A 22,640-nucleotide genomic window follows, 5' to 3' on the forward strand; every position below is an offset into this window, starting at 1 on the left:
AAACGAGCTATCATGAAACAATACATAAAGCTGTTACCAGTGGCCATACTGTTACTCAGTATCCTCTCCTGTAAAAAAGATTTCCTGGAAAATACCAATAAATCAAAGCTTACAGATGCCATCCAGTGGAGTACAGAAGGGAATGCTGATCTTTTCCTCAATGATATTTACAGCGCATTACCCAACTATTGGAACCAACCGGAAAATCTCGACAACTTCACAGACGACAACGACGCCGGTTTTTACTACACTTCCTATAACTGGAAACAAGGTATCGTAGTAGCCTCTTCAAACGATTATACTGTATGGGGCGGTATTACCGGCTCCGGCGATCTTACCAATTGGACCACTACCTTCACCAACATCCGCAAATGCAATACCTTCATTACGGAAGTGCGTAAAAACGCCACCAACTTCTCACCGGAGTGGTTGAATAAACGGCTGGACGAAGCCCGGTTCATCCGTGCTTTCTTTTATAGTGAGCTGTGGATGCACCTTGGCGGATTACCTGTTATTACCGCACCGGCAGACAGGCACACGATGGACAGTGCGGCCGTATACACGCCCAGAAGCACTTTCGCAGCAACCGTAAACTTTATCACCACGCAACTGGACTCCATCGTGAAAGGCGGCTACCTGGTACCTAAATACAATAAAGGCGATGCCAATGCCGGCAGGGCTACATTGGGCGCTGCACTGGCATTAAAAGGATGGGTAGAGTTATACGCCGCCAGCCCCGCCTTCAACGATGCACAACCCGCTGCCGGCAACGATCCCAACAAAGTAGCCGGCTACAACAACTACGACGCACAGCGCTGGGTAAAGGCGGCCACCACCTTCAAACAGTTCATTGACCTTTATGGCAACGGGAAAGTATATGACCTGTTTCCGAATACTGCGGCCATCTGGTATGAAGCCAATGAATATCATTCAGAAGTGATATGGGACCGCCAGGTGGTGGCCAACATCATGGGATCCTCCTTTGAACAATATGGTGGGCCCGTGTGGATCAACGGCGCTTATTATACCTGGGGAAACTACTGTCCCACACAGGAACTGGTAGACCAGTTTTATATGGCCAATGGCAAAGCCATCACAGACCCTGGCTCAGGCTATGATCCGCAACATCCATACGTAGGCCGTGAAAAACGCTTCTACGACTGGATCGTGTATGACGGCGCCCCATACAAAATGGATTGGATGGATAAAGGCGATACAATATATACCCGCATCGATAAAGTACATCCCTCTAAAAACCAGATTGATTTTGGAACAGATGATGTCAGCAATACTGCCTATTATTTTAAAAAGCGGCTCAACCCAGTGGTGCGGCCCGGTGGTGGCGCAGTAAGCGGAGCCAACTTCATCTATTATCGCTACGCAGAAGTATTGCTGGGATATGCAGAGGCTCAAAACGAAGCAGCAGGACCAGATGCAAGTGTATACAATGCCATTAACCAGGTACGAAAAAGAAGCAATCTTCCCAACCTTGCACCAGGACTATCCCAGGCAGAGATGCGAACCGCAATTCATCATGAAAGAAGAGTGGAGCTTTGCTTTGAAAACAAACGTTTCTATGATATCATCCGCTGGAAAACCGCCAATACCGTAATGAATATAGACAAGCACGCGATGAAGATCACGAACACCGTCCCTGATAACAACTCTGGGGTATGGAAATATGAAATTGTGCCGCTAAATCATCCACATGTATTTACAGCGAAAATGCACCTCAACCCCATACCACAGGATGCGATAGACCGGAACCCAAGAATTGTGCAGAACCCCGGGTATTAAGGAGAGAATTACGGATTATGGATTTGTGGGTAGATGGTAAACGCGAAGACCAGCTTCGCTCCTATCTCCCCACAAATCCATAATTCGTAATTCCCCCTTAATATCCGGCTTTAAGCAAACGTACCTCCATGATATACGGCGTAGCCTTGCCCGGGGCAGCCTGAAAAACTACTTTTATGGCTCCTCCCGTGCTCATTTGAGTGGGAAGATCCACTACCACTGCCTGGTTATTTTTATCCGTGTTTGCTTGTCCGCATAGCTCCACCAGCTTTTCCCCTCCAGTAATAACGCTGCCACAGTCGGCTGCATTGGCATAACGGTAACGAATATACAATTTATACTTTCCTGCTGCACCCGCCTTTAATGTATAGGAAAACGAGCGGCGGGTCCACCTGAAATGCTGCTCACCTGCAACACCGGTGTTGCTTCCTTCGTCTTCAAATTGATGATCAGCCTCCGGCTGTTGTTCCCCGGCATATACCCGGTCTGCCGTGATACTGTCGAGCCGTAACCCTTCTTCATCCTGCAATACAGGCGACAGCTCCTGTTTTGTATTTCCGGTATAAGGCCAGTAAAGCATGTACCGGGTATCATGTACGCGGTAAAACGGTACCAGTTTTAATTGGCGGAAGGCTGGCTGAGAGACCAGGTCCCCTGCCGTAAACTCCAGGGGATGGCCGCCAGGTTGCAGGCTGACAGGACCCGGGTGATCCAGTTTCAAGACCGGTGCCACAGACAGGGGACGCAGACTACCCCCCGCAATCTGACCCCAACGGCTGGTATCAGCATATAATCCGGGCATGTTGAGGGTATCAGTTGCCGCTGCAAGTACCACCGGACCATATAGAAAGGAAGCCCAATGCGTACTGTCTGGTAAGCCTTCGGTATATGTTGTCATAGGGAGATGGATATTCACCACATCGCCATTTCTCCACGTACGGCGCACCAGCGCATAACCGGACACACTGGCAGATGGTGTAACCTCCTGGCCATTCACGGTAATGGTCATGCTATCTTTTACCCAGGCTGGTCTTCGTATGGCCATCGTGAATAACGCCGGTTTTTTTAAAGAAAGGGTAAGCCTGGATACATCTTCTTCGGGAAACCTGGTCTGCTGCAACAGCTTTAGGGATTTGTTTTTCCATTGTAATACCGACGGGATAAACAGGTTCACATAGAGTGAATCCGTAGTATGCGCATAAATCAACTCTGTGTATTTACCATGATTTTCCAGGCCAGTGCCAACACAGCACCACATAGCATTTTCCGGAGTAGAATATACCCGGTAATGCATAGGATGGATGGGCGTGAAATATACAAATCCGCCATTGGGATGTTGGGAAGAAAGAATATGATTATAGAGTGTGCGTTCATAATAATCCATGAACCGGCGATCAGGATGATGCAGGAAAAGCAGCGTCGTTAGCTTCAGCATATTATAACTGTTGCAGGTTTCCGGCCCTTCGGGGCTTTCCAGCATGGCGCGGAAATTATCGGCCGCGTGAAAATGTTCTCTTACACTGTTGCCTCCTATGGCAATGCTCCGGTGGGTTACTACTGTGTTCCAGAAGAAGGCTGCTGCGTCTTCCATCGTGGTATCCTGCGCCACCAGGGCGGTTCGCATAAAGCCTACTACTTTGGGAATCTGTGTATTGGCATGTAACCCGGTGAGTGCGTCTGTATGAGCGGTGAGCGGGCCCAGTAATCGCTGATGGGTAAAGCGCCTGGCCATATAGAGCCAGGAGGTATCGCCTGTTTTTTCTGCCACTGCTGCAAAAATTTCGTTCATCCCTCCAAACTCTGTCTGCAGCATTACCTGCATCTGTTCATCGGAGAGGTTTCCGGTCACCTGCCTGCTCCAGCGGCAAAGCCGCAGCAGCATTTCGCGGGCCTGGGTGCTGCCCGTGAGCGTCCAGGCATCCAGTAGCCCGTTGAACGTTTTATGCAGGTTATACCAGGGTACCCATCTTTTGGTAACAGCATCTCCCCTGCCTTCCATTACCTGCTTCCAAAGCGTTTTCCCATCCGGTACGCCGCCAAGATAACCATTACCATTTTTTAGCTGGCACTTTTCCAGCTGATCCAGCATGTATTGTAAGCGCTGCCGGTACACGGCTTTTCCGGTGGCGGCATACATCAATGAAAGCGCAGAAAGATAATGACCTCCTATATGGCCATCCAGCCCCCCGCTTTCCCAGTTCCTGTAATTATCTTTTTTCACCGGAAGGCCTGCATCCTTTTGAAAGGGGGCCAACAGGCGATCGGGGTCCATGGCCAGCATATACTTTTCATCCGTATGCTGTGCATCCTGGAACAGCCCCGGCAACAGCCGGACTTCGCCCGGACCAAATGTTTGCAGTTGACGCGATTGCCCTGCTACCATTGCAGGAATATATACTAACAGGGAAAGAAATAACTTTTTCATATTTATCCGTGGAATAATTGTCAAAATAACAATTAATTTTCAATGACACAAGTAGTGAAATAAATTACAATATTTCCACAATATTAATTTTTATCCCGGGGTGTAATTGCTGGATTAATTTCTCTAATCTTGTAGCGGATTACATTCGCATGAACCAGTACCGGCAATACTCTGATGCATCACTGTTAGTGTCCTTACGCGAGGACAACAGGGAGGCATTTACCGAAATATACCAACGCTACTGGAAGCAATTACTCGCCATCGCCTACCTGCACAGCCGCGATAAAAACATTGCCGAAGAAATAGTACAGGAAGTTTTCATCAGCCTGTGGAACCGCCGCGGGGAATTGTTTATAGATAACGTAGGTGCTTATCTGGCTACCGCTGTGCGCTTATCCGTTTTCAAACAATACGCCCGGCAGAAACGCAGAACCGAGATCATCGAAGCCACCGCCGATCCCCTGCCAGCCTCCTGGGAGGAAGAAAAGATCTTCTCCCGCTTTATGCAACAGCATATTAATGGGATTGTGGAAGAACTACCTGAAAAATGCCGGCTGGTATTCAAACTGAGCAGGGAGGAAGGCCTCTCCATCCCGGAAGTAGCCCGGCGCATGGGCATTGCCGAAAAAACAACGGAAGCGCATCTCACCAAAGCCCTGAAAGTACTCCGGCTACATCTCAATCGCCCTTACCTGTGGGCAATTCTGCTCATTAAATACCTGCTCTCTTAAAATTCTCAAAAAATATTACTTCCTACTAAGGGTATCCCCTCCCCTTATGGTACATATTCCTGTAAACATAAGATCCGTGTTATGAAGGGTATTGTATTTCACCGTAACAACACCCGGCACATTTACCTGTAATATGAAACCGCAGCGGCAAATAACTGATGCAGTGTTACTCATGTCTCTCCGGGAGGACAGCAGGGACGCTTTTGCTGATATCTATGAACGTTACTGGCAGCCACTGCTGGCGATTGCCTATGCACACAGCCGGAATAAGACCGTGGCAGAAGAAATTGTGCAGGAAGTGTTCATCAGCCTGTGGAACCGGCGGAAAGACCTCCATATAGACAACATCAGCGCCTACCTGGCCACAGCGGTACGTCTCTCGGTGTTTAAGCAGTATGTGCGCCAGAAACGCCGCACCGAGATTGCCGTACAGGCAGCTGATCCAGCGGTAGCTATCTGGGAGGAAGAAAAAATCCATACCCGGTTCCTGCAACAACAAATCAATGGCATCGTGGAAACACTTCCTGAAAAATGCAGGCTGGTATTTAAGTTAAGCAGAACCGATGGGCTCACCATCCCCGAAATAGCCAGCAGGATTGGTATTTCCCGGAAAACAGCAGAAGCGCATCTCACCAAAGCGCTGAAAGAACTACGGCTCAAATTGTGACGGTGGCATTGCTAAAAAAATTTTTGTTACCACTAAGGGTAAATAAATACTTAAGGAACATATCTCTGTAACGATAAAATACATCCGTTGAAAAACAACATTATTCACCTCATTGAAAAATACCTGCAAGGGACCACCACCCCGGCTGAAGAAGCCGAGCTGATGGCTTGGTACCAGGATCATAACAACACGGAAATCGAATGGCTGTCTGACAATGTCCATGAAGAAGAACAGGTACGCCTGCGCATGCTCACGCATTTGCAACAACAGATCAGCATCCCTGTCACCAAACAGGCAGTGAAACGCCGTTGGATCCATATTTCCGCGGCAGCGTCTATACTGCTGATACTGGGACTGGCAGGATATTTCACCTACCCGCTCCTGCAAAAACCAAAACACAACAGCCCTATGGCGCTTGCGCAGGATGTAGGCCCAGGTAGTAACAAGGCAGTGCTGACACTCGGCAACGGCGATAAAGTAATACTGGAAGACGCAAAAGATGGCATCATCACCGACCAGGGCGATGCCGCCGTCAACAAAACAGATAGTGGTCACGTACAGTATAATAACAACTCGGCCAGCGGCAACACAGCCATTGTATATAATACCCTCAGCACTCCATATGGCGGTCAATACCGGCTTACGCTGCAGGATGGCACCAACGTATGGCTGAATGCAGGATCGTCCCTGCGTTTCCCTGCCACCTTCGCCGGCAATGAAAGAAAGGTAACCCTCTCGGGGGAAGCTTATTTCGAAGTGGCCCAGGATGCCAACCGGCCATTCTACGTAGCCATTCATTCCGGTACTGATACCGCTATGAATGTGCGGGTACTGGGCACGCATTTCAACATCAACGCCTACCCGGATGAACAACGCAATGTGGTGACCCTCCTGGAAGGCGCCGTAAAAGTGAATTACCTCGGAACAGGCGTAACACTGACTCCCGGCAAAGAAGCCATATTGCAAAAAACAACCGGCAAAATGAATGTCGGCAACGGCGATACTGAAGAAGCCATCGCCTGGAAAAACGGTTACTTCTTATTTGACAACGAAAAAGTAGAAAGCATCATGCGGCAGATCAGTCGCTGGTATGATGTGGAAATACGCTACCAGGGCGACATTTCAAAGAAAGCCATTGCCGGTAGTTTATCCCGTACTAAAAATGTATCTGAAGTTTTAAATATGCTGGAATTAACCGGCGCTGTACACTTTAAACTCGAAGGAAGGAGGATCACCGTTATGCCATAAAAAATCTGCACAAACAGGGTCCCAAAAAATAACCGGGAGTGTTCCAGCACCCCCGGCCAATCATTTGAGCTTACCCTGTAAAGGACAAATCTTTAATGCTTTGTAGTCACAGTTATCGATTCTTAAACTCAAACATCCAAATGTAATGAAATTTTACATACCTGTCGCGCGCCAGGGGTATGCTGGCGCTACACGCAAAAAAATCATGTTGGTTATGAAACTAACCATTGTGTTAATGATCGCAGCGCTATTGGAGGTGCATGCCACCGGCTATGGCCAGAAGATGACATTATCCGCAAAACAGATCACACTTAAAGATGTATTCCGCCAAATCAGAAAACAAACCGGGTACAACGTTCTCTGGAATGTTGACATCCTGAAAGATGCACAACCTGTTAGCTTACAGGTAACCGATGCCACCATCGCCGAAGTACTCACCAGGAGTTTCGCCAACCAGCCATTTACCTATACTATCCGTCAGAATACCATCGTCATTACCCGCACGCCTGCACCAACAGCAGTAGCGGTAACTATCAAAGGACGGGTAACCGACGTGAATAAAAATCCTTTACCTGGTGTGGCCGTACAACTCAAAAAATCAACGATAGGTACCGCAACACTCGCAGATGGTACCTACACCCTGAATGTGCCCGATGCAGGCGGTGTACTTGAATTCAGATACATTGGTTACACCACCAAAGAAGTACCCATCAACGGGCAAACCACCATCAACGTACAACTGGAGCAAACCTCCTCACAACTCGGTGAAGTAGTAATTGCTTACGGCAAACAAAGCGCCCGCGATGTAGTTGGTGCGGTAGGAACACTGAAAGCAAATGAGATGAAAGACCAGCCTACCGGTACTTTCGCAGAACGGCTGCAGGGTAAGCTCCCTGGTGCACAGGTAGCACAAACTACCGGACGCCCTGGTCAGGGTATGGACCTGCGCATCCGTGGCGCCGCTTCCTTTACTTCCAGTGTACGCCCGCTGGTAGTAGTAGACGGACAACCCATGCCTGGCAACCCTGACAACATCAACAATATCAACCCTGACGAAATTGAAACGTTCACTATCCTGAAAGACGCCGCCTCCACCGCATTGTACGGCTCCCGTGCAGCCAATGGTGTGATCCTGATCACCACCAAACGCGGTAAGGCCGGTCTTACACAAATCAATTTCAACTCCTACTATGGGGGTGCTTCTCTTATGCGGGAACTGATTCCGCCAGTGATGAATGCACAACAGCTGGCTACTTACATGAAGGGATTTTATGAAGATAAAATCAAGTATGAAGGCTATACCGGCGGCATTCCGGCAGTATATCAAAACCCGGATCAATACGGAGAAGGTACCGATTGGTTTAGCGCACTTACCAGAACAGCCCCTGTACAGAATTACAGCATTGCGGTGAACACCGGCACTGAGAAAGCCGCTTACAGTGTAGTAGCCGGCTACTTCGATCAACAGGGTATTCTCGTGAACACCGGCTACAAACGTTTTTCACTCCGTGTCAACGGTGATTTCACACCAGGCAAACGCGTGAAATTCGGTTTTGGTGTAGCGCCTTCCCTGCAGTTGGAACATAACAACAGGCAAGGCACCGGTTTCAACGTAGACGGGCAACGTGCTATTTTTGCCGCTGCTTCCATGATCCCCACCATGGGCTCCCCCTACAACCCGGATGGCTCACTGGCACTGGGTATTTCAGGCTTCACCAACCAATTCGTATGGGCGAACCCGTTACGCCAGCTGATGGAAGTACAAGATGATGCCAATCGCTTCCGTGTACTGGCCAATGTTTTTGCTGAAGTAAAATTGACAGACTACCTCACCTTCCGCACTTCCGGTAGTACAGATATTGGTACCATGAACCGCCAGCGCTTTATCCCTTCTACTTCTATGGGAGGATTCAATGCACTGCCCATGGAAAATCCGCCACCTGGAAATAACTCCGCCTTAGGGGAGTCGTTAACTAACACCGACTATGTATGGCTGAATGAAAATACGTTAAACTACAACCAACGTTTTGGCGACCATTCATTGGGCGCACTCGCAGGCTTCAGCCTTCAGCGTTCTACCGGATTTGCCAGTGACATGGTGGGCCGCGATTTTCCGGACAACAGTGTGAAATACCTTAGCGCCGCTACCCGTTTTACTACCAACACTTCCAGCTTCAATGCCTGGACCATGGTATCGCTGCTCGGAAGAATTAACTACAGCTTCAAAGACCGCTACCTGTTACAGGCTTCTATCCGGCGGGATGGATCTTCCCGCTTCGGCGCAAATAATAAATGGGGCACCTTCCCTTCTGTAGGCGCCAGCTGGATAGCCAGTGATGAACCATTCCTGAAAGACATCAAACCATTGAGTTTCCTTAAAGTGAGGGCTACTTACGGTTTGACCGGTAATAATGAATTAAACGGTAACTATACTTCCGTAGCACGCATCGACAATTCCAACTATACTTTCTCCGGCAACCTTGCTCCCGGCAAAGTACAAAGCACCCTTGGCAATGCTGACCTGGCCTGGGAACGCAACCGCCAGTTTGATGCAGGCATTGATATCGGACTATTGGATGGCCGCCTGAATTTGAGCTACGACTACTACGATAAAATGACCCAGGGCCTGCTGTTCGAGCTCCCGGTACCACAGTCTGCCGGCTTCGTTAAAGTACAGGATAACCTCGGTGATATCCGCCAATGGGGCCATGAGATCACTATCAGCAGTAAAAACCTCGTGGGGAAATTCAAGTGGAACACAGATTTCAATATTGCCTTCAACAGGAACCTGGTGAAACGTATTGGCCTGAACAATATTCCATTTGCTGCCGATCCCAGTGTTACCCTGTCAGAGTTTACGGACTTCCGTACGTTGGTGGGCAAACCTATCGGCCAGTTTTATGGCTATGTATTCGATGGTATTTTCAAGAATCAGGCAGAAGCAGATGCCGGTCCTAAATATTATGGAACAGGCACCACCACTACTTCCCAGGCAGGTACCGTACGTTTCAAAGATCTCAACGGTGATGGCAAAATTACTTTCCCTGAAGACCAGACAGTACTCGGAGATCCTAATCCTACCTTCATCTTTGGTTTAACCAACAGCTTCCAATACCAGCATTTTGATTTGGGTATTACCATGTCAGGCACCTATGGCAACAAGTTGAAAAACGGTATGCAGGAAAGCACTTACAACCTGGATGGGGTGTTCAATGGTCCGCCGGAATTACTGCAACGCTGGCGCTCTGAATCAGATCCCGGCAACGGCCGGGTAGCACGTACTTTAGCAGGTACTACTGCCGCTTATCGTACCGATAATTCCCTGTTCGTGCATGATGCCTCCCATCTGACCATCAACAATATCACCCTCGGCTATACGCTGCGGAAATTCAGAACACCGGTTATTAAAAGCCTGAGATTATACGGCTCCGCACAAAATGTATACATCTTCACCAGCTATCCGGGCAACCCTGAAGTGAGTGCTGGTGGCGGTCTTTCACGGGTAACGCAACAGGGACAGGACCTCGGCTCCTACCCGCTGCAAAGAACATACACGTTTGGCTTGAACCTCGGTCTTTAAAAATCAGCAACATGAAAAAAATCATCTCTTTAATACTTGTAATATTTAGTCTGGTCCAGGTATCGTGCAAAAAATTCCTCGACGAGAACGATCCGAACAATATCAACCTGAATAACTATTTCAAAAACCAGAATGACTACGACCTGGCAGTAAATGGCGCCTATGCGCAACTGCGTGGCCTCTACAACAACAAGAGCGCGTGGGCTATGGGAGAAATGCGTTCAGATAATACCCACTACGATTATAAATCATCCGACCAGGCGGTAGCCACTACCAATCGTAATAACATCGCCGATTTCCTGGATGACAAATACAATAACCAAACGCCTCCCAAATGGAACGCTGCCTTCAGTGTGATATCTGCTGCCAACATTGTGATTGATCATATTGATGATATAAAACTGGCAGAAGCCAACCGCAACAGCGTACTTGGACAGGTAAAATTTATCCGTGCACTCGCTTACTTTGACCTGGTGCGCTTCTATGGTGGTGTACCTATCTACAAACGCGCACCGTTGACACGTGAAGAAACGTATATTCCCCGCGCTACGGCACAGCAGGTATACGACCTGATCATCGCAGATGCTACAGATGCCGCCGCCAAACTTCCGGCAACATCTTTCCCGCAAACAGGCCGCGCCACCAAAGGCGCTGCACTGACGCTGCTCGGCGATGTATATCTCACCTTAAAAAAATATGACCTCGCTGAAAATGCGCTTAAACAGGTGACCAGCATGGGTTACTCCCTGTTCCCGAAATACAGTGATGCTTTTGAACTGAATAACAAAAATGGCAAAGAATCTATTTTTGAGATACAGACCAACACCAGCCTCGCGGTGCCACAGGCAATGACAGACGCCTCTGTGTACAATTTCATCCCGCGCATGACCAATACTACTATCGTAACCGGTGTAAACTATAACAACGTAACTACTGTAGGTGGCTTCAATACGCCTACACAGGACCTGATCAGCGCCTACGAAAGCGGTGACCTCCGTCTCGATGCCTCTATCGCCATTGCAGAAGGCACCTTCAATGCGAGCGACGATTTCACCGCTACCGCTGTTAAATCAGCCTTGAACTACACGCCACCTGCAGGTAAAGTAGGACGCCCGTTCCCTAAAAAGTTTTTGCATACGCATACCATCGGCAATCAAACCAACGACGACTGGCCGCTATACCGCTATGCAGAAGTACTGCTGTTGCTGGCAGAAAGCCTGAATGAACAAGGCAAATCAGGAGAAGCATTACCTTACCTGAATGCAGTGAGAGAACGCGCTTTCGGCGATGCCACTCACAACATCAGCAGCACCGATAAAGCTACCCTGCAAACTGCTATCCTGCAGGAAAGAAGAGTGGAACTGGCCTTCGAAAACAAACGCTGGCTGGACCTGGTTCGTACCGGCAAAGCCATTACCGTGATGACTGCATTCGGCGCGAAGCAAAAAGCCCTGTATAGTTACCTGTTGCCCGGTAGCTATAATGTAACACAGGACAGGCTGTTGTTTCCCATTCCCAATGCAGAAATATTGCTGAATGATAAACTCACACAAAACCCAGGATACTAACTAAAACTTTCTATCATGAAGAAGCTTATGTTGAAGGGACGCCAGGCGTCCTCACGGTCGGCCTATGCCTGCGGAGCACTGCTGGCGCTGACTACCATTACAGTTTCATGTACGCGGGAAGCGACCCAGGTACAAGTGAAAGAGATGAAAGAAGTGAAAACCGCCCCCACAGAAAAAGCATCATCCACGCTGGCCGGCACCTGCTGCTGGGTAGCCATCACCAACCAGGTACCAGACCGGATTGAAGTTTACGATCCGGCAGATGCCTCCTGGACCACTCCGAAGTGGACGTGGCAGCCTACCACCGCCCTGTCGTACAACGCTACCAGCGAAATTCCGCTCTGGGGTGACCCTACCGATATCAAGGTGCGTAACAACACAGTGTTTGCCAATACGAACCAGGTCATCACGGCAACCTCCTACCGGCTCGCTACCATCGCCAGGTATACGGGCACAGGTACACGCGGTCAGAAACTTTGGGTAATGGGATTCAACGATACTACTTTCCTTCATGCGATGGAAATCCTACCTGATGGCAATTGCGTGGTGGCGAGTGCCGGCAGTAGTTCACCGCCGGCAGTAGGTTTTATCCGCATTTATTCTTCTTCCCAACCTGCTCCCAATCATGGTGTTTACACACAATACTCTCTTCCGTCCGCACATGCCCTGTTGTGGGATCAAACACACCAGGTACTGTGGGCATTGGGGAATAAACTGGTAAAATATGCTTATAACGCGCCAGGGTCTGGCGGCACTGCTGCGAATCCCAAACTGGATACTATCGCCGTGTATCCCAAACTGCCCAAGGCCTGGGGACACGATTTATCTGCAGATGTAAACAACCCGGACCAGTTGCTGCTGTCTACCAACGGAGGTACCCACATCTTCAAAATTTCAACGGGCACCTTCCAGGACATCCCCGGCGCGGCACAACAAACCTTTGTAAAGGCAATCAGCAGCCAGCCTGGTCAGAATACACTGGTGGAAACTATTCCAAACAGTGGTTGCACAACAAATGGCTGGTGCACCACCACCGTGAATTTCTACGATGCCACCACCGGCGCTGCTATCGGCTCCCGCACCGTGCAAGGGTCAGCTATCTATAAAGGCAAAACATTCGATCCTAACTATTATTGATATCATGAAGAAAATCATTATCGGTTTGTTAGTAGTACTTACGGCTTGTACCAAAAACCCCGGAGCGAATACTGCTCCGGGGCCCGGTACAAATCCACAACCGGTGGATTCTGCCAAACCTTACCAGGGAAACCTGCTGGCACTCACCAACGATGCTTCCAAACAAATAGAAATATACGATCCTTCCGCCACCGACTGGAACACTGCCGAAGCAAAGAAATGGCGCTGGTCGCCCACCACCACGCTCGGCTTCACCACCGATGAGATCAATAAATTCGGCGGTGGTACTGATTTTAAAGTCAGGAAGATGAGCATCTGGCAAAACAATACTTTCGCCGCCATCACCGACAACAGCTTCGCCGCCATCATCGCCTGGCCTTCCGGGCAACGGGTATGGTCGAAAGTGATATCCGGCAACCTGCACTCCGCCGAATTGCTGCCTAACGGCAACCTCGCCGTAGCAGCCTCAGATGGCAACTGGATCAGGGTATATGCCACCTCACAGGGTGCTAACGCTAACTACTATACGGAGTTTACTTTGGGCGCTGCACATGCCGTACTCTGGGATCCCCAACTTAACTGTTTGTGGGTTACCGGCCAGGATATGAGCAACAACGCGCACATCCTGACAGCACTGGCCATCACCGGCACAGATGCCCTGCCGGAACTGGCAGAGCTGAAACAATACCGCGCTGTACTGCCAACACCGTGGGGACACGAAGTCAGCGCCTACTACAATAACACCAACCTGCTATGGGTAACCAGTAACGGAGGAGAATATGTTTTCAACAAAACCACAAAAAGCTTTTCCGTTTCCCCTACAAATAACTTAACTTTTGTAAAAGGAATCGGCAATCAACCCAGCGGACAAATCGTACTCGTTCGCCCCGATGCCAATAAAAACCCACGTCCTGCCGCATATTGCTCCCTGAATAACTGGTCTACCAGCACAGTGGATTTTTATACTTCCGGCGGACAACTGCAAGGCTCCCGGCTTGTGAATGGCGCCTGTTTCTATAAAGTGAAAATCGTTTACGACAATTACCAGTAATGTACTTTAGCAAAAAAATATTTACCGTGCTCTGTTGGGCATTCGCGGGCATCAGTGCCGGCCATTGTGCCACACCCGACACGTTGCCTGCACTGATCCCGATGCCACAGGCAGTGAAAATGAATACCGGCCACTTTATTTTTAATGCCAACACCGTGATACGCACAGAGGACGCAGCATCACCTGCCATCGCCTATTTCCGCGATCAACTGCGTACGCAAAAAATCAATACCCGGATAATCACAGGTGCCTCAGCCACCAAAGGAAAACAGGAATTGCTCATCACAGCTGCGGGCGCAGCACAGTTGCCGGCAGAAGGATATCGCCTGGAGATAACCTCCACCCGTATTAAACTCACCGGCAAGCAGGCAGGCATTTTTTATGGCATGCAAACATTGCTGCAACTGGTGGCTACCAATAGCAACAATGCCATTCCGTGCATGACCATAGAAGACGCCCCCCGCTTCGGCTACAGGGGATTAATGCTGGATGTTTCCCGCCACTTCTTTACTGTACCACAGATTAAGCAACTGCTGGACCTGATGGCATATTATAAACTTAACCGTTTCCACTGGCATCTTACAGATGATCAGGGCTGGCGGCTGGAAATCAAAAGCTACCCTGAACTTACACAGGTAGGCGCCTGGCGCGTGCCCCGCATAGAGTTCAGCGGGAACACCCTGCCGCCGCAACCCGGCGAAAAGGCTACTGATGGTGGCTTCTACACCCAGGAACAAGTGCGCGACATCATCCGCTACGCTGCCGAACGCCACATTGAAATTTTGCCTGAAATAGATGTACCGGGGCATTCCATGGCCGCCATTGCAGCATACCCTGAGCTTTGCGTTACGCGCGATAAAAGCATCCGCGTAAATCCCGGTAGCTCTTTCTCCAAATGGTTTGCAGATGGTAGCTATGAAATGTATGTAGATAATTCCCTTAATCCCACTAATGAAAAAGTATACGAATTCCTGGACAAGGTTTTCACAGAAGTAGCTGCCCTGTTTCCCTATCCCTATATCCATATCGGTGGCGATGAATGCTTCAAAGGCTTCTGGGAAAAGGATTCCACCATACAGCAATTTATGCGGGATCACCAGATCAAAAACACGCATGAATTACAACGCTACTTCATATCCCGGTTGAATAAAATCATTCTTTCCAAAAATAAAAAACTCATTGGCTGGGATGAGATCATGGAAGGCGACCTGGATGATCATGTAGCGGTGATGAATCGCTTCGGTGAAAAAGGTGCGATCACTCAAACTAAAAAAGGTATTGACATTGTGCTGGCACCGGGTAACAACGGCCTGTATTTCGATTACGCGCAAAGTACCTCCGACCAGGAGCCCTCCAGCCATGGCGGCGATGCCCCGGCCTGGAAAGCATACGACTATAACCCCGCATACACTTCCCTATCCCCCGCAGATCTTCAACATATCCTGGGAATAGAAGGCTGTATCTGGACGGAAAACATCCCGGATATTTCCAAACTGCAATATATGATGCTGCCCCGCCTCCTCGCCCTGGCAGAAGGCAGCTGGACCAGCACCGGGCAGAAAGATTATTCCCGCTTTGCCAATACAGCGTTACCTGCTCATTTGGCAGTGTTTGACCGCACCGGGATGAACTACCGGGTACCTACAGTGTTCCCGCTGTTTGATTCAACGATAGTGACGGATGCGTTTCCATTTGAAATAAAACAAATGCCCGTACCTGGCGCGAAAGTATATTACACGCTGAATAACAGGCCGCCCGGCGACTACGATCATGAATATACGGGGCCCATTACTATCAACGTTCCCAGGGGCAAAAGCATTACGTTGAAAACAATTGTTGTTACCCCTGCAGGCCGCAGAAGCATTGTTACACGCACACTGCTGGACAATAGTCAACCACCTAACAAACAATAACCGCCATGCAGAAAAGATTCTATCATACCATCTTATTCGCTGCTTTACTGGCTACAGGCCGTGTACAGGCCCAACAGCCACAACGGTTCGAAGACATCGCCTCCCACTTTAAGGCGCCCGGCAAAGATTTCGGCACGGTGCCCTTCTGGGTATGGAATTCAAAAGTGAACAAACGCGATATCGACTCCATGCTGAACGACTACCGTAAAAATGATTTCGGCGGCGTGATCATTCACGCCCGCCCGGGATTGATCACGGAATACTTGTCCAAAGACTGGTACGACCTGTTTAAATATGCCATGGAACAAGGTAAGAAGGCAGGTCTTAACATCTGGATCTATGATGAAAACTCCTATCCTACCGGTTTTGCCGGAGGGCTGGTAGCTGATGAAATGCCGGAGGCTTACAACCAGGGACAGATGCTTTACATGGAGGAAGCCAATAAACTGCCGGATAACCTTTCTCCTTACTTTCTTTTTTTGAAAGAAGAAAATGGCAGGTATAAAGATATCACCGCTCACCTGGCAGATGAAAAAGATAAAACCGGCAACTACCGCTTCTTTAAGAAAGTAAACTACCAACGCTCCAACCGTGGATCAGTAGCGGGTCCTATTGGGGTATCGTATGTAGACCTGATGGCGAAAGACGTTACCGAAAAATTCATTGATGTTACTTACAAAGGCTACGAAAAAGTAGCAGGCAACGAATTCGGCAAAACCATCAAAGGTGTTTTTTCTGATGAACCTACCATCATCAATGAAGGAAAGAATTGTGTACGCTGGACGCCGGATCTGTTCGATACTTTTTACAAGACCTGGGGCTACGATTTACGCCTGCAACTGCCGTCACTCTTCATAGAAACCGGCAACTGGAAGCAGGTACGCCACAATTATTACCAGGTACTGCTGCAGTTGTTTATTGACCGCTGGTCCAAACCGGTATCCACTTACATGGAAGCCAAACACCTGACCTGGACAGGACATTATTGGGAACATGGCTGGCCCAGTCCCTATCATGGTCCTGATAATATGGCCATGTATGCCTGGCATCAAATGCCCGGCATTGATATGCTGTTTAATCAATATAACGAAGATAAACCGGTGCAGTTTGGCAATATACGCGCTGTGAAAGAACTGAGCAGTGTGGCGAATCAACTGGGTAAAACCCGCACGCTCTCTGAAACCTACGGTGGTGGCGGCTGGGAATTAACCTTCAAGGATATGAAACGCCTGGCGGATTGGCAATACGTACTTGGCGTAAACTTCATGAATCAGCATCTTTCGTTCATGACGTTAAGGGGTGCACGAAAATATGATTATCCACCAAGCTACTCTTATCATGAGCCATGGTGGCCATACTACCGGAGTATGAATCATTACTTTTCGCGCATGCAGTATATCATTTCCAGGGGGCAGCAACATAATGACATACTTGTACTGGAGCCTACTACCTCCGCCTGGATGTATTATGCCCGTGATGCGGAAAATAAACGCTTCTTCGATATCACCAAACGCTTCAACGACTTCGTAACGCTGATGCAGCGGTCCTTCCTTGAATATGACCTGGGCTCAGAAAATATCATCAAAGATCATGGCCGCGTGGATGGAAATAAATTTGTCATCGGTCAACGTGGCTACCAGGTAGTGGTCATTCCGCCAGGCATGGAAAGCATTGACGGCCCTACTTTCCGCCTGCTGAAAAAATTCATCGCTGCAGGAGGGCAGGTGGTTTGTTTTGAACAACTGCAACTGGTGGATGGTGCAGCCAATAGTGAACTCACAGCGCTCCCCTTGCCGAAGGTCAGCGAGGTAAGCCGGGCGTCGCTTCAGCAACAGCTACACAATACTGGCTTCAGCATGGTACCTGCAACCGGCGATAGCATTGGCGGCAATATCTATCACCACCGTCGTAAACTGGCCAATGGAGAGCTGCTGTTGCTCACCAATGCCAGTATGACCAATACAGCAATCGGCAAAATCACCATGCCCGGTAAGGATGTACTGGCCCTGGATTTGGGAGATGGGAATATCTCCCGTTATGCGTATACCCCACAAAATACCGCGGTGACGTTTGCATTCAACGTGCCGCCCGCGGGTAGCCTGATGCTGTTTGTGGCTGATAAAAAGATGACGGGGTATCAAGAAAGGAATAGACCCGCTGATTGGGTAACGGTGGATGCTTCTCCTACAGTGGTAAACAGACCGGCCTATAACACCCTGACGATCGATTTTTGCGACCTGTATCTTCATCGGCCGGATTCCAATTATAGCCACCTCCATGTAGGCGTAGCTTCCAACACAGCATTCAAACATTTCGGATTTACCGATGGTGTGGGCAATCCATGGAATAACCGTACACAGTACAAGAATGCCATTGTAAGCAGGGACACCTTCTCTATCGGTACCGGCTATACGGCGGTGTATCATTTTAACATAAAAACCGGCATAGATACCCGTCAGTTTAAAGCGGTTATTGAACAACCGGGGCTTTGGAAAGATGTAAAAGTGAACGGCGTTGCCGTAAAAAACGAACCCGGCGAATGGTGGCTGGACCGTTCTTATGGCGTCTTTAAAATAGGTGACCACCTGAAAACCGGCGACAACGAAGTTGCGGTGACCGTATCTCCCATGAGTGTATTTGCAGAAATAGAACCCATTTATATTCTTGGCAACTTCAACCTGGAAGCGGCGCAGCAGGGATGGGATATAGTGGCGCCGCAGCCTTTACAACCGGGTGCCTGGAATAAACAGGGTTTACCACTATATGGCCAGCAAATTTCTTACACAAAAACATTTAACGTAGCCAACCCCGCTCAAACCTATGCCGTGGAACTCGACAATTGGAAAGGCACCGTAGCCACTGTAGAAGTGAATGGTGTATTGGCGGGCAATATCATCGGTGAACCCAACCGGCTCGAGATCAGCAAATGGGTAAAAAAAGGAAGCAATAAAATAGCAGTAAATATAACTGGTAGTTTAAAGAATGTTTTAGGACCATTCTACAATAAGCCGGTTCCCGGCCTGGTAGATCCCGGAAAGTGGTATAATATAAAGGTACAACCACCCGGTAGCGAATACGATTTATATGACTATGGCCTCCTGAAAGACTACAGGATCATAGTTCAACGGTGATGATGACTATAGCGCCTGCGTCTGCAGGCGCTCTTCTTTTTCGTATAGCCGGGTACGTATTTTACGCGATCCTCTTTATCCGTCTTATTACAGTATAATCTCCCGTAATTTCTTCTTTATAGTTCATATCATCATCGAAAATACCTGGATCCCGGAAATAAGTGCCCACACTGAGATACCCAAGATCCAATCCTCCACCGCCACAGAGGTTACAACCACCATCGCCGCCTTTAAGGAACCATTTACTATCCATCATTACCTCGGAGTGATATGGATTATGGGCGATCACCAGTCCGAACTGATTGGGCGTATCCAGGTAATTTTCCTCCTCACTGCCTTCTCTTCTGGCATACGCATAATTTTTATTGTAATCAATCCCATCTCCCCAGGGAAACAACGTGCGGGAGCCGCCGCCACAGAGGTATTCCCATTCATCTTCCGTGGGCAGGCGGAAGCCGGTGGCGGTTATTTCCTGAACCAGTTCCTGGTGAGAAGAGGGTTGATACAGGAATGCCTGAATATGGTCTCCGTCTTTTACCAGCCGGAAAGCATCATTCACCGTATAATTCCAGTGCTCCCGTGAGGAAGCTTTTACCTCAGCGAAAGTTTTCTCAAAATATTCATCCGCTGTCAGCCGCTCATCTGTTAGCGCTACCGGAAAATATCCTGTTGCCTGGTAGTTTCGTTCCACGATCATAGGGCCGATGGTCACCGTACGCACCGGCGACAGCCGCTCGCGGATGTAGTTGTCCATCTCCTCAAAATTATCATTAAACATAGCGCCCATATTAGCGCGGTTTTCGGCGGGTATATTCCAGGAGTCAAGGCCCAATACCACGGTATCGCCGGGCACAAAAACAAACTCAGCTCCGTTCAGCGACAGCACAGCGGTAAAAGTACGCTGCCCAAATTTCTCAAACGTTTCAAAATGGCTGATCGTAAATTCAGGGAACCGGGTATTGATCAACTGTTGCAAGATCTTCTCCGCTTCAGACCGGGGTAAGGCATTCCACAACTTGCGGTCGTATATATGGGTTATACTCATGAAAATTCAGGATGATTAATGCGCGCTAATTTAGCCAAACTTTCAGAAAGCCTGCCTGGTCATTCCTTCTTCTTAATATTTTCTCACATAAGCCAGGTAAGTCCTGATGTCATTTTCTAATTGTTGAGGATACTGATACCCCAATACTTCGGCCAGCTCCACCCCTAACTCGTGTCCTAAGTCGGCATAGGCAAATAATGCCCGCCAATTGTCTGCGATATCACTCCCGGAAAAGGTGGCTTCTATTCGTTGCCAGAGTGCAGGAGGCAGATATTTTTTAAATAGACGCCCATGTTTGTTGGTAGTAATATTCCAGTTGTGTTTTACTGCAATATACCATTCAATCATCGGCACCAAATAGTCCGTTCTCATCATATCCTCGCTCATGAATTTTGCATAGAAAATTTCGTCGCGGGCAAGGCATTTGGCTACATAGGTCATATCCCACCAAAAATCATTCAATAGCTGGTTGAATCTTTGTTCCGTTGGCTTTTCAATGATCACCGACTGATATGTAGGCGCTTTCATGTGATGCGTCAGTCCCTCTTTATCTACCAATACTTTATAACCTACATCCCAATCTTCCGGCAATTGTTCGTTGTTCACTTCTGCTATAAATACTGCTTTGCTGCAAAGTTTAAAATCCACTTTTACATAATCATCATACAGTACCATCCGCATTGCATTTTTGCCGTCAAAAGCATCCACGTCCTCTGCCACTTTCGCGATCACTTTTCCAAAGGTGGAAAGCCAACTGTCGTCTTGTAAAAATGCGGGCAAATCATCCATGACCAATTCTATATCCAGGTCGCTGAAATCGTCCTGTGGCGCATTAGGATTGGTCAGGGAGCTGGTTTGCAATACTGCTCTTATAATGCCGTTGTTCCTGGCCCATGTTATGATTTCATCCAATTTTTTGTTCCGGTTCTTCATCTGGTGTTTGTTTAAAAATTCAACTATTTAAATGTAGAAAAAAAAGTGACACCATCAGGTCTGCTGATAAAGGTGACTATTTTGCTTAATGGCACTACTTTTCCATTTGCTGCAACGATCGTACGTATTCTACCCAATCGGGCACCCATCTGCCACGCCCACCGTAGGCGTTCCATGGAAGGTTACCTTGCTGCTTTGCCTGGATCAGAAATGTTCTGTGCTGTGTACTGTTCAAATATTTTTTTGAAGATGCGATTAATTTCCTAGCTTTACTTTGTAATACAAAGTACTTTTCAACAATTCAAAATGAGCCAGACAATCGCTGATTTTTATAATCGCCTGTACTTCCTATACCCTGTTGTCAACTACTTTTTAAAACGGCAAAAACAGGTACTTTTTGAAGAAGTGAATAAAATACCGGCGGGGAAACTGCTGGAAATTGGCGTAGGGACCGGGTCACATTTATCCCTTTATAAAGCGCACCAGGTAACAGGCATCGACATTTCCACTGCGATGCTTGACATCGCGAAACTTGCGGATAGCAACGCTACGCTGCTACTCATGAACGGGGAGCAATTATCCTTTCCGGATGCTTGTTTTGATTATGTTGTTGTGGCGCATGTGCTGGCGGTAACTGCTAATCCGGATCAACTATTGGATGAAGTATACCGGGTATTGAAGCCGGCGGGAAAACTGTTTGTCCTGAATCATTTTACACCTGACAACCCATTAAAGTGGATCGACTGGCTATCTCAACCCTTATGCCGGCTATTGCATGTAAGATCATTTTTTCATGTGGAACAGATACAAGGGTTCCGGCAGTTTACCCTATGCAGCACAACAGCGCTCGGAACAGGCGCTTATTACAAACTATTTATCTTCCACAAACCTTGAAAAAGCATCGTTACTTATTGGCTGGGGTGTTATTGATTAGCCTGTTTATCTATAGCTTTTACCGGACAGAGAAAACAGTGATCAACCAGCTAATCATCCGCTTATTTACCAGGGAGGGCTACCTGCTGGCCAAAGCAAAGGTGGCCACTTTTCTGCCACTGAATAATTACTTCATTTACTCGCTGCCAGAGGGCCTCTGGATATACTGCATTACCATCACTTCCAGCTTCTTCTACCTGGATATAGGAGGGCGTAAATGGCGCCTGGTAATAGCACCAATACTGGTGGCGGTTAGCATGGAAATATGCCAGTGGCTACACCTGGCAAATGGCCGGTTTGATATAATGGACATTCTCTCTGCCACTTTTTTCTGGCTGCTAGCCCTGCTGGATACCAACAAGGGCCCCGCTCCGGAGCCCTTGTTTAAATCGGTGAATATGAAAACTTTTTACTGCATAGTCAGTTACGGGATCGTTTTCCTGGCACACGTTAATTACCGGTGATGCCACTACCCTTCAAC

General features: G+C 48.3%; 15 protein-coding genes. 12 read left to right on the plus strand and 3 right to left on the minus strand.

The features are described from left to right. The first annotated feature begins 12 nt into the window (after window positions 1-12). Window positions 13-1,797: a RagB/SusD family nutrient uptake outer membrane protein gene (locus J7623_RS13930; protein WP_291920942.1), complete on the plus strand. Its 1,785-nt coding sequence runs from the start codon at window positions 13-15 to the stop codon at window positions 1,795-1,797. A gap of 97 nt (window positions 1,798-1,894) precedes the next feature. Here J7623_RS13930 and J7623_RS13935 read toward each other — a convergent pair whose 3' ends face one another. Beyond that, entirely contained in the window at window positions 1,895-4,222 is a 2,328-nt protein-coding gene (locus tag J7623_RS13935) for a glycoside hydrolase family 127 protein (protein ID WP_291920944.1), read from the minus strand. Window positions 4,223-4,371: 149 nt separating this feature from the next. Here J7623_RS13935 and J7623_RS13940 point away from each other — a divergent pair, with 149 nt between their 5' ends. From J7623_RS13940 to J7623_RS13980, 9 genes are all read left to right on the plus strand, one after another. Further along, window positions 4,372-4,953: an RNA polymerase sigma-70 factor gene (locus J7623_RS13940; protein WP_291920946.1), complete on the plus strand. Its 582-nt coding sequence runs from the start codon at window positions 4,372-4,374 to the stop codon at window positions 4,951-4,953. Window positions 4,954-5,086: 133 nt separating this feature from the next. Next, the gene (locus J7623_RS13945) at window positions 5,087-5,620 is read left to right on the plus strand and encodes an RNA polymerase sigma-70 factor (protein WP_291920948.1); all 534 of its coding nucleotides are present in this window, start codon (window positions 5,087-5,089) and stop codon (window positions 5,618-5,620) included. 87 nt (window positions 5,621-5,707) lie between these two features. Continuing rightward, a complete protein-coding gene (locus J7623_RS13950) occupies window positions 5,708-6,868 on the plus strand; it encodes a FecR domain-containing protein (protein ID WP_291920951.1) in 1,161 nt (386 codons plus the stop codon). Between the two features lie 214 nt (window positions 6,869-7,082). Beyond that, entirely contained in the window at window positions 7,083-10,448 is a 3,366-nt protein-coding gene (locus J7623_RS13955) for a TonB-dependent receptor (RefSeq protein ID WP_291920953.1), read from the plus strand. An 11-nt stretch (window positions 10,449-10,459) separates the two neighbouring features. Beyond that, window positions 10,460-12,016, plus strand: coding sequence for a RagB/SusD family nutrient uptake outer membrane protein (locus J7623_RS13960; RefSeq protein ID WP_291920956.1), 1,557 nt, complete (start codon window positions 10,460-10,462; stop codon window positions 12,014-12,016). A 15-nt stretch (window positions 12,017-12,031) separates the two neighbouring features. Further along, window positions 12,032-13,153: a hypothetical protein gene (locus tag J7623_RS13965; protein ID WP_291920958.1), complete on the plus strand. Its 1,122-nt coding sequence runs from the start codon at window positions 12,032-12,034 to the stop codon at window positions 13,151-13,153. Between the two features lie 4 nt (window positions 13,154-13,157). Further along, on the plus strand, window positions 13,158-14,204 hold the full coding sequence (locus tag J7623_RS13970; protein ID WP_291920960.1) for a DUF6528 family protein: 1,047 nt from the start codon (window positions 13,158-13,160) through the stop codon (window positions 14,202-14,204). A 26-nt stretch (window positions 14,205-14,230) separates the two neighbouring features. Next, on the plus strand, window positions 14,231-16,117 hold the full coding sequence (locus tag J7623_RS13975) for a family 20 glycosylhydrolase (protein ID WP_291920962.1): 1,887 nt from the start codon (window positions 14,231-14,233) through the stop codon (window positions 16,115-16,117). Between the two features lie 5 nt (window positions 16,118-16,122). Then, window positions 16,123-19,248 (plus strand): glycosyl hydrolase, encoded by a 3,126-nt coding sequence (locus tag J7623_RS13980; RefSeq protein ID WP_291920964.1) that lies wholly within the window; start codon window positions 16,123-16,125, stop codon window positions 19,246-19,248. Window positions 19,249-19,309: 61 nt separating this feature from the next. On the opposite strand, the gene J7623_RS13985 is transcribed toward J7623_RS13980, so the two are convergent. Both J7623_RS13985 and J7623_RS13990 read right to left on the minus strand, forming a co-directional pair. After that, window positions 19,310-20,293: an SUMF1/EgtB/PvdO family nonheme iron enzyme gene (locus J7623_RS13985; RefSeq protein WP_291920967.1), complete on the minus strand. Its 984-nt coding sequence runs from the start codon at window positions 20,291-20,293 to the stop codon at window positions 19,310-19,312. A 72-nt stretch (window positions 20,294-20,365) separates the two neighbouring features. Continuing rightward, complete coding sequence (locus tag J7623_RS13990) at window positions 20,366-21,226, minus strand: AadS family aminoglycoside 6-adenylyltransferase (protein ID WP_291920969.1); 861 nt, start codon at window positions 21,224-21,226, stop codon at window positions 20,366-20,368. Between the two features lie 306 nt (window positions 21,227-21,532). Here J7623_RS13990 and J7623_RS13995 point away from each other — a divergent pair, with 306 nt between their 5' ends. After that, window positions 21,533-22,120 (plus strand): class I SAM-dependent methyltransferase, encoded by a 588-nt coding sequence (locus J7623_RS13995; RefSeq protein ID WP_291920971.1) that lies wholly within the window; start codon window positions 21,533-21,535, stop codon window positions 22,118-22,120. After that, a complete protein-coding gene (locus J7623_RS14000) occupies window positions 22,117-22,623 on the plus strand; it encodes a hypothetical protein (RefSeq protein ID WP_291920973.1) in 507 nt (168 codons plus the stop codon). The genes J7623_RS13995 and J7623_RS14000 overlap by 4 nt, the downstream gene beginning before the upstream one ends. Window positions 22,624-22,640: the final 17 nt, after the last annotated feature.

It is taken from the genome of Chitinophaga sp. (genome assembly GCF_017745275.1).
In the GTDB taxonomy this organism is placed as follows: Bacteria; Bacteroidota; Bacteroidia; order Chitinophagales; family Chitinophagaceae; genus Chitinophaga.

Coding starts and splice junctions, on each gene's coding strand:
- J7623_RS13990 (WP_291920969.1), bottom strand. CDS start 21,226: ATGAAGAACCGGAACAAAAAATTGGATGAAATCATAACATGGGCCAGG.
- J7623_RS13940 (WP_291920946.1), top strand. CDS start 4,372: ATGAACCAGTACCGGCAATACTCTGATGCATCACTGTTAGTGTCCTTA.
- J7623_RS13945 (WP_291920948.1), top strand. CDS start 5,087: ATGAAACCGCAGCGGCAAATAACTGATGCAGTGTTACTCATGTCTCTC.
- J7623_RS13935 (WP_291920944.1), bottom strand. CDS start 4,222: ATGAAAAAGTTATTTCTTTCCCTGTTAGTATATATTCCTGCAATGGTA.
- J7623_RS13985 (WP_291920967.1), bottom strand. CDS start 20,293: ATGAGTATAACCCATATATACGACCGCAAGTTGTGGAATGCCTTACCC.
- J7623_RS13930 (WP_291920942.1), top strand. CDS start 13: ATGAAACAATACATAAAGCTGTTACCAGTGGCCATACTGTTACTCAGT.
- J7623_RS13980 (WP_291920964.1), top strand. CDS start 16,123: ATGCAGAAAAGATTCTATCATACCATCTTATTCGCTGCTTTACTGGCT.
- J7623_RS13955 (WP_291920953.1), top strand. CDS start 7,083: ATGAAACTAACCATTGTGTTAATGATCGCAGCGCTATTGGAGGTGCAT.
- J7623_RS13995 (WP_291920971.1), top strand. CDS start 21,533: ATGAGCCAGACAATCGCTGATTTTTATAATCGCCTGTACTTCCTATAC.
- J7623_RS13960 (WP_291920956.1), top strand. CDS start 10,460: ATGAAAAAAATCATCTCTTTAATACTTGTAATATTTAGTCTGGTCCAG.
- J7623_RS13965 (WP_291920958.1), top strand. CDS start 12,032: ATGAAGAAGCTTATGTTGAAGGGACGCCAGGCGTCCTCACGGTCGGCC.
- J7623_RS13970 (WP_291920960.1), top strand. CDS start 13,158: ATGAAGAAAATCATTATCGGTTTGTTAGTAGTACTTACGGCTTGTACC.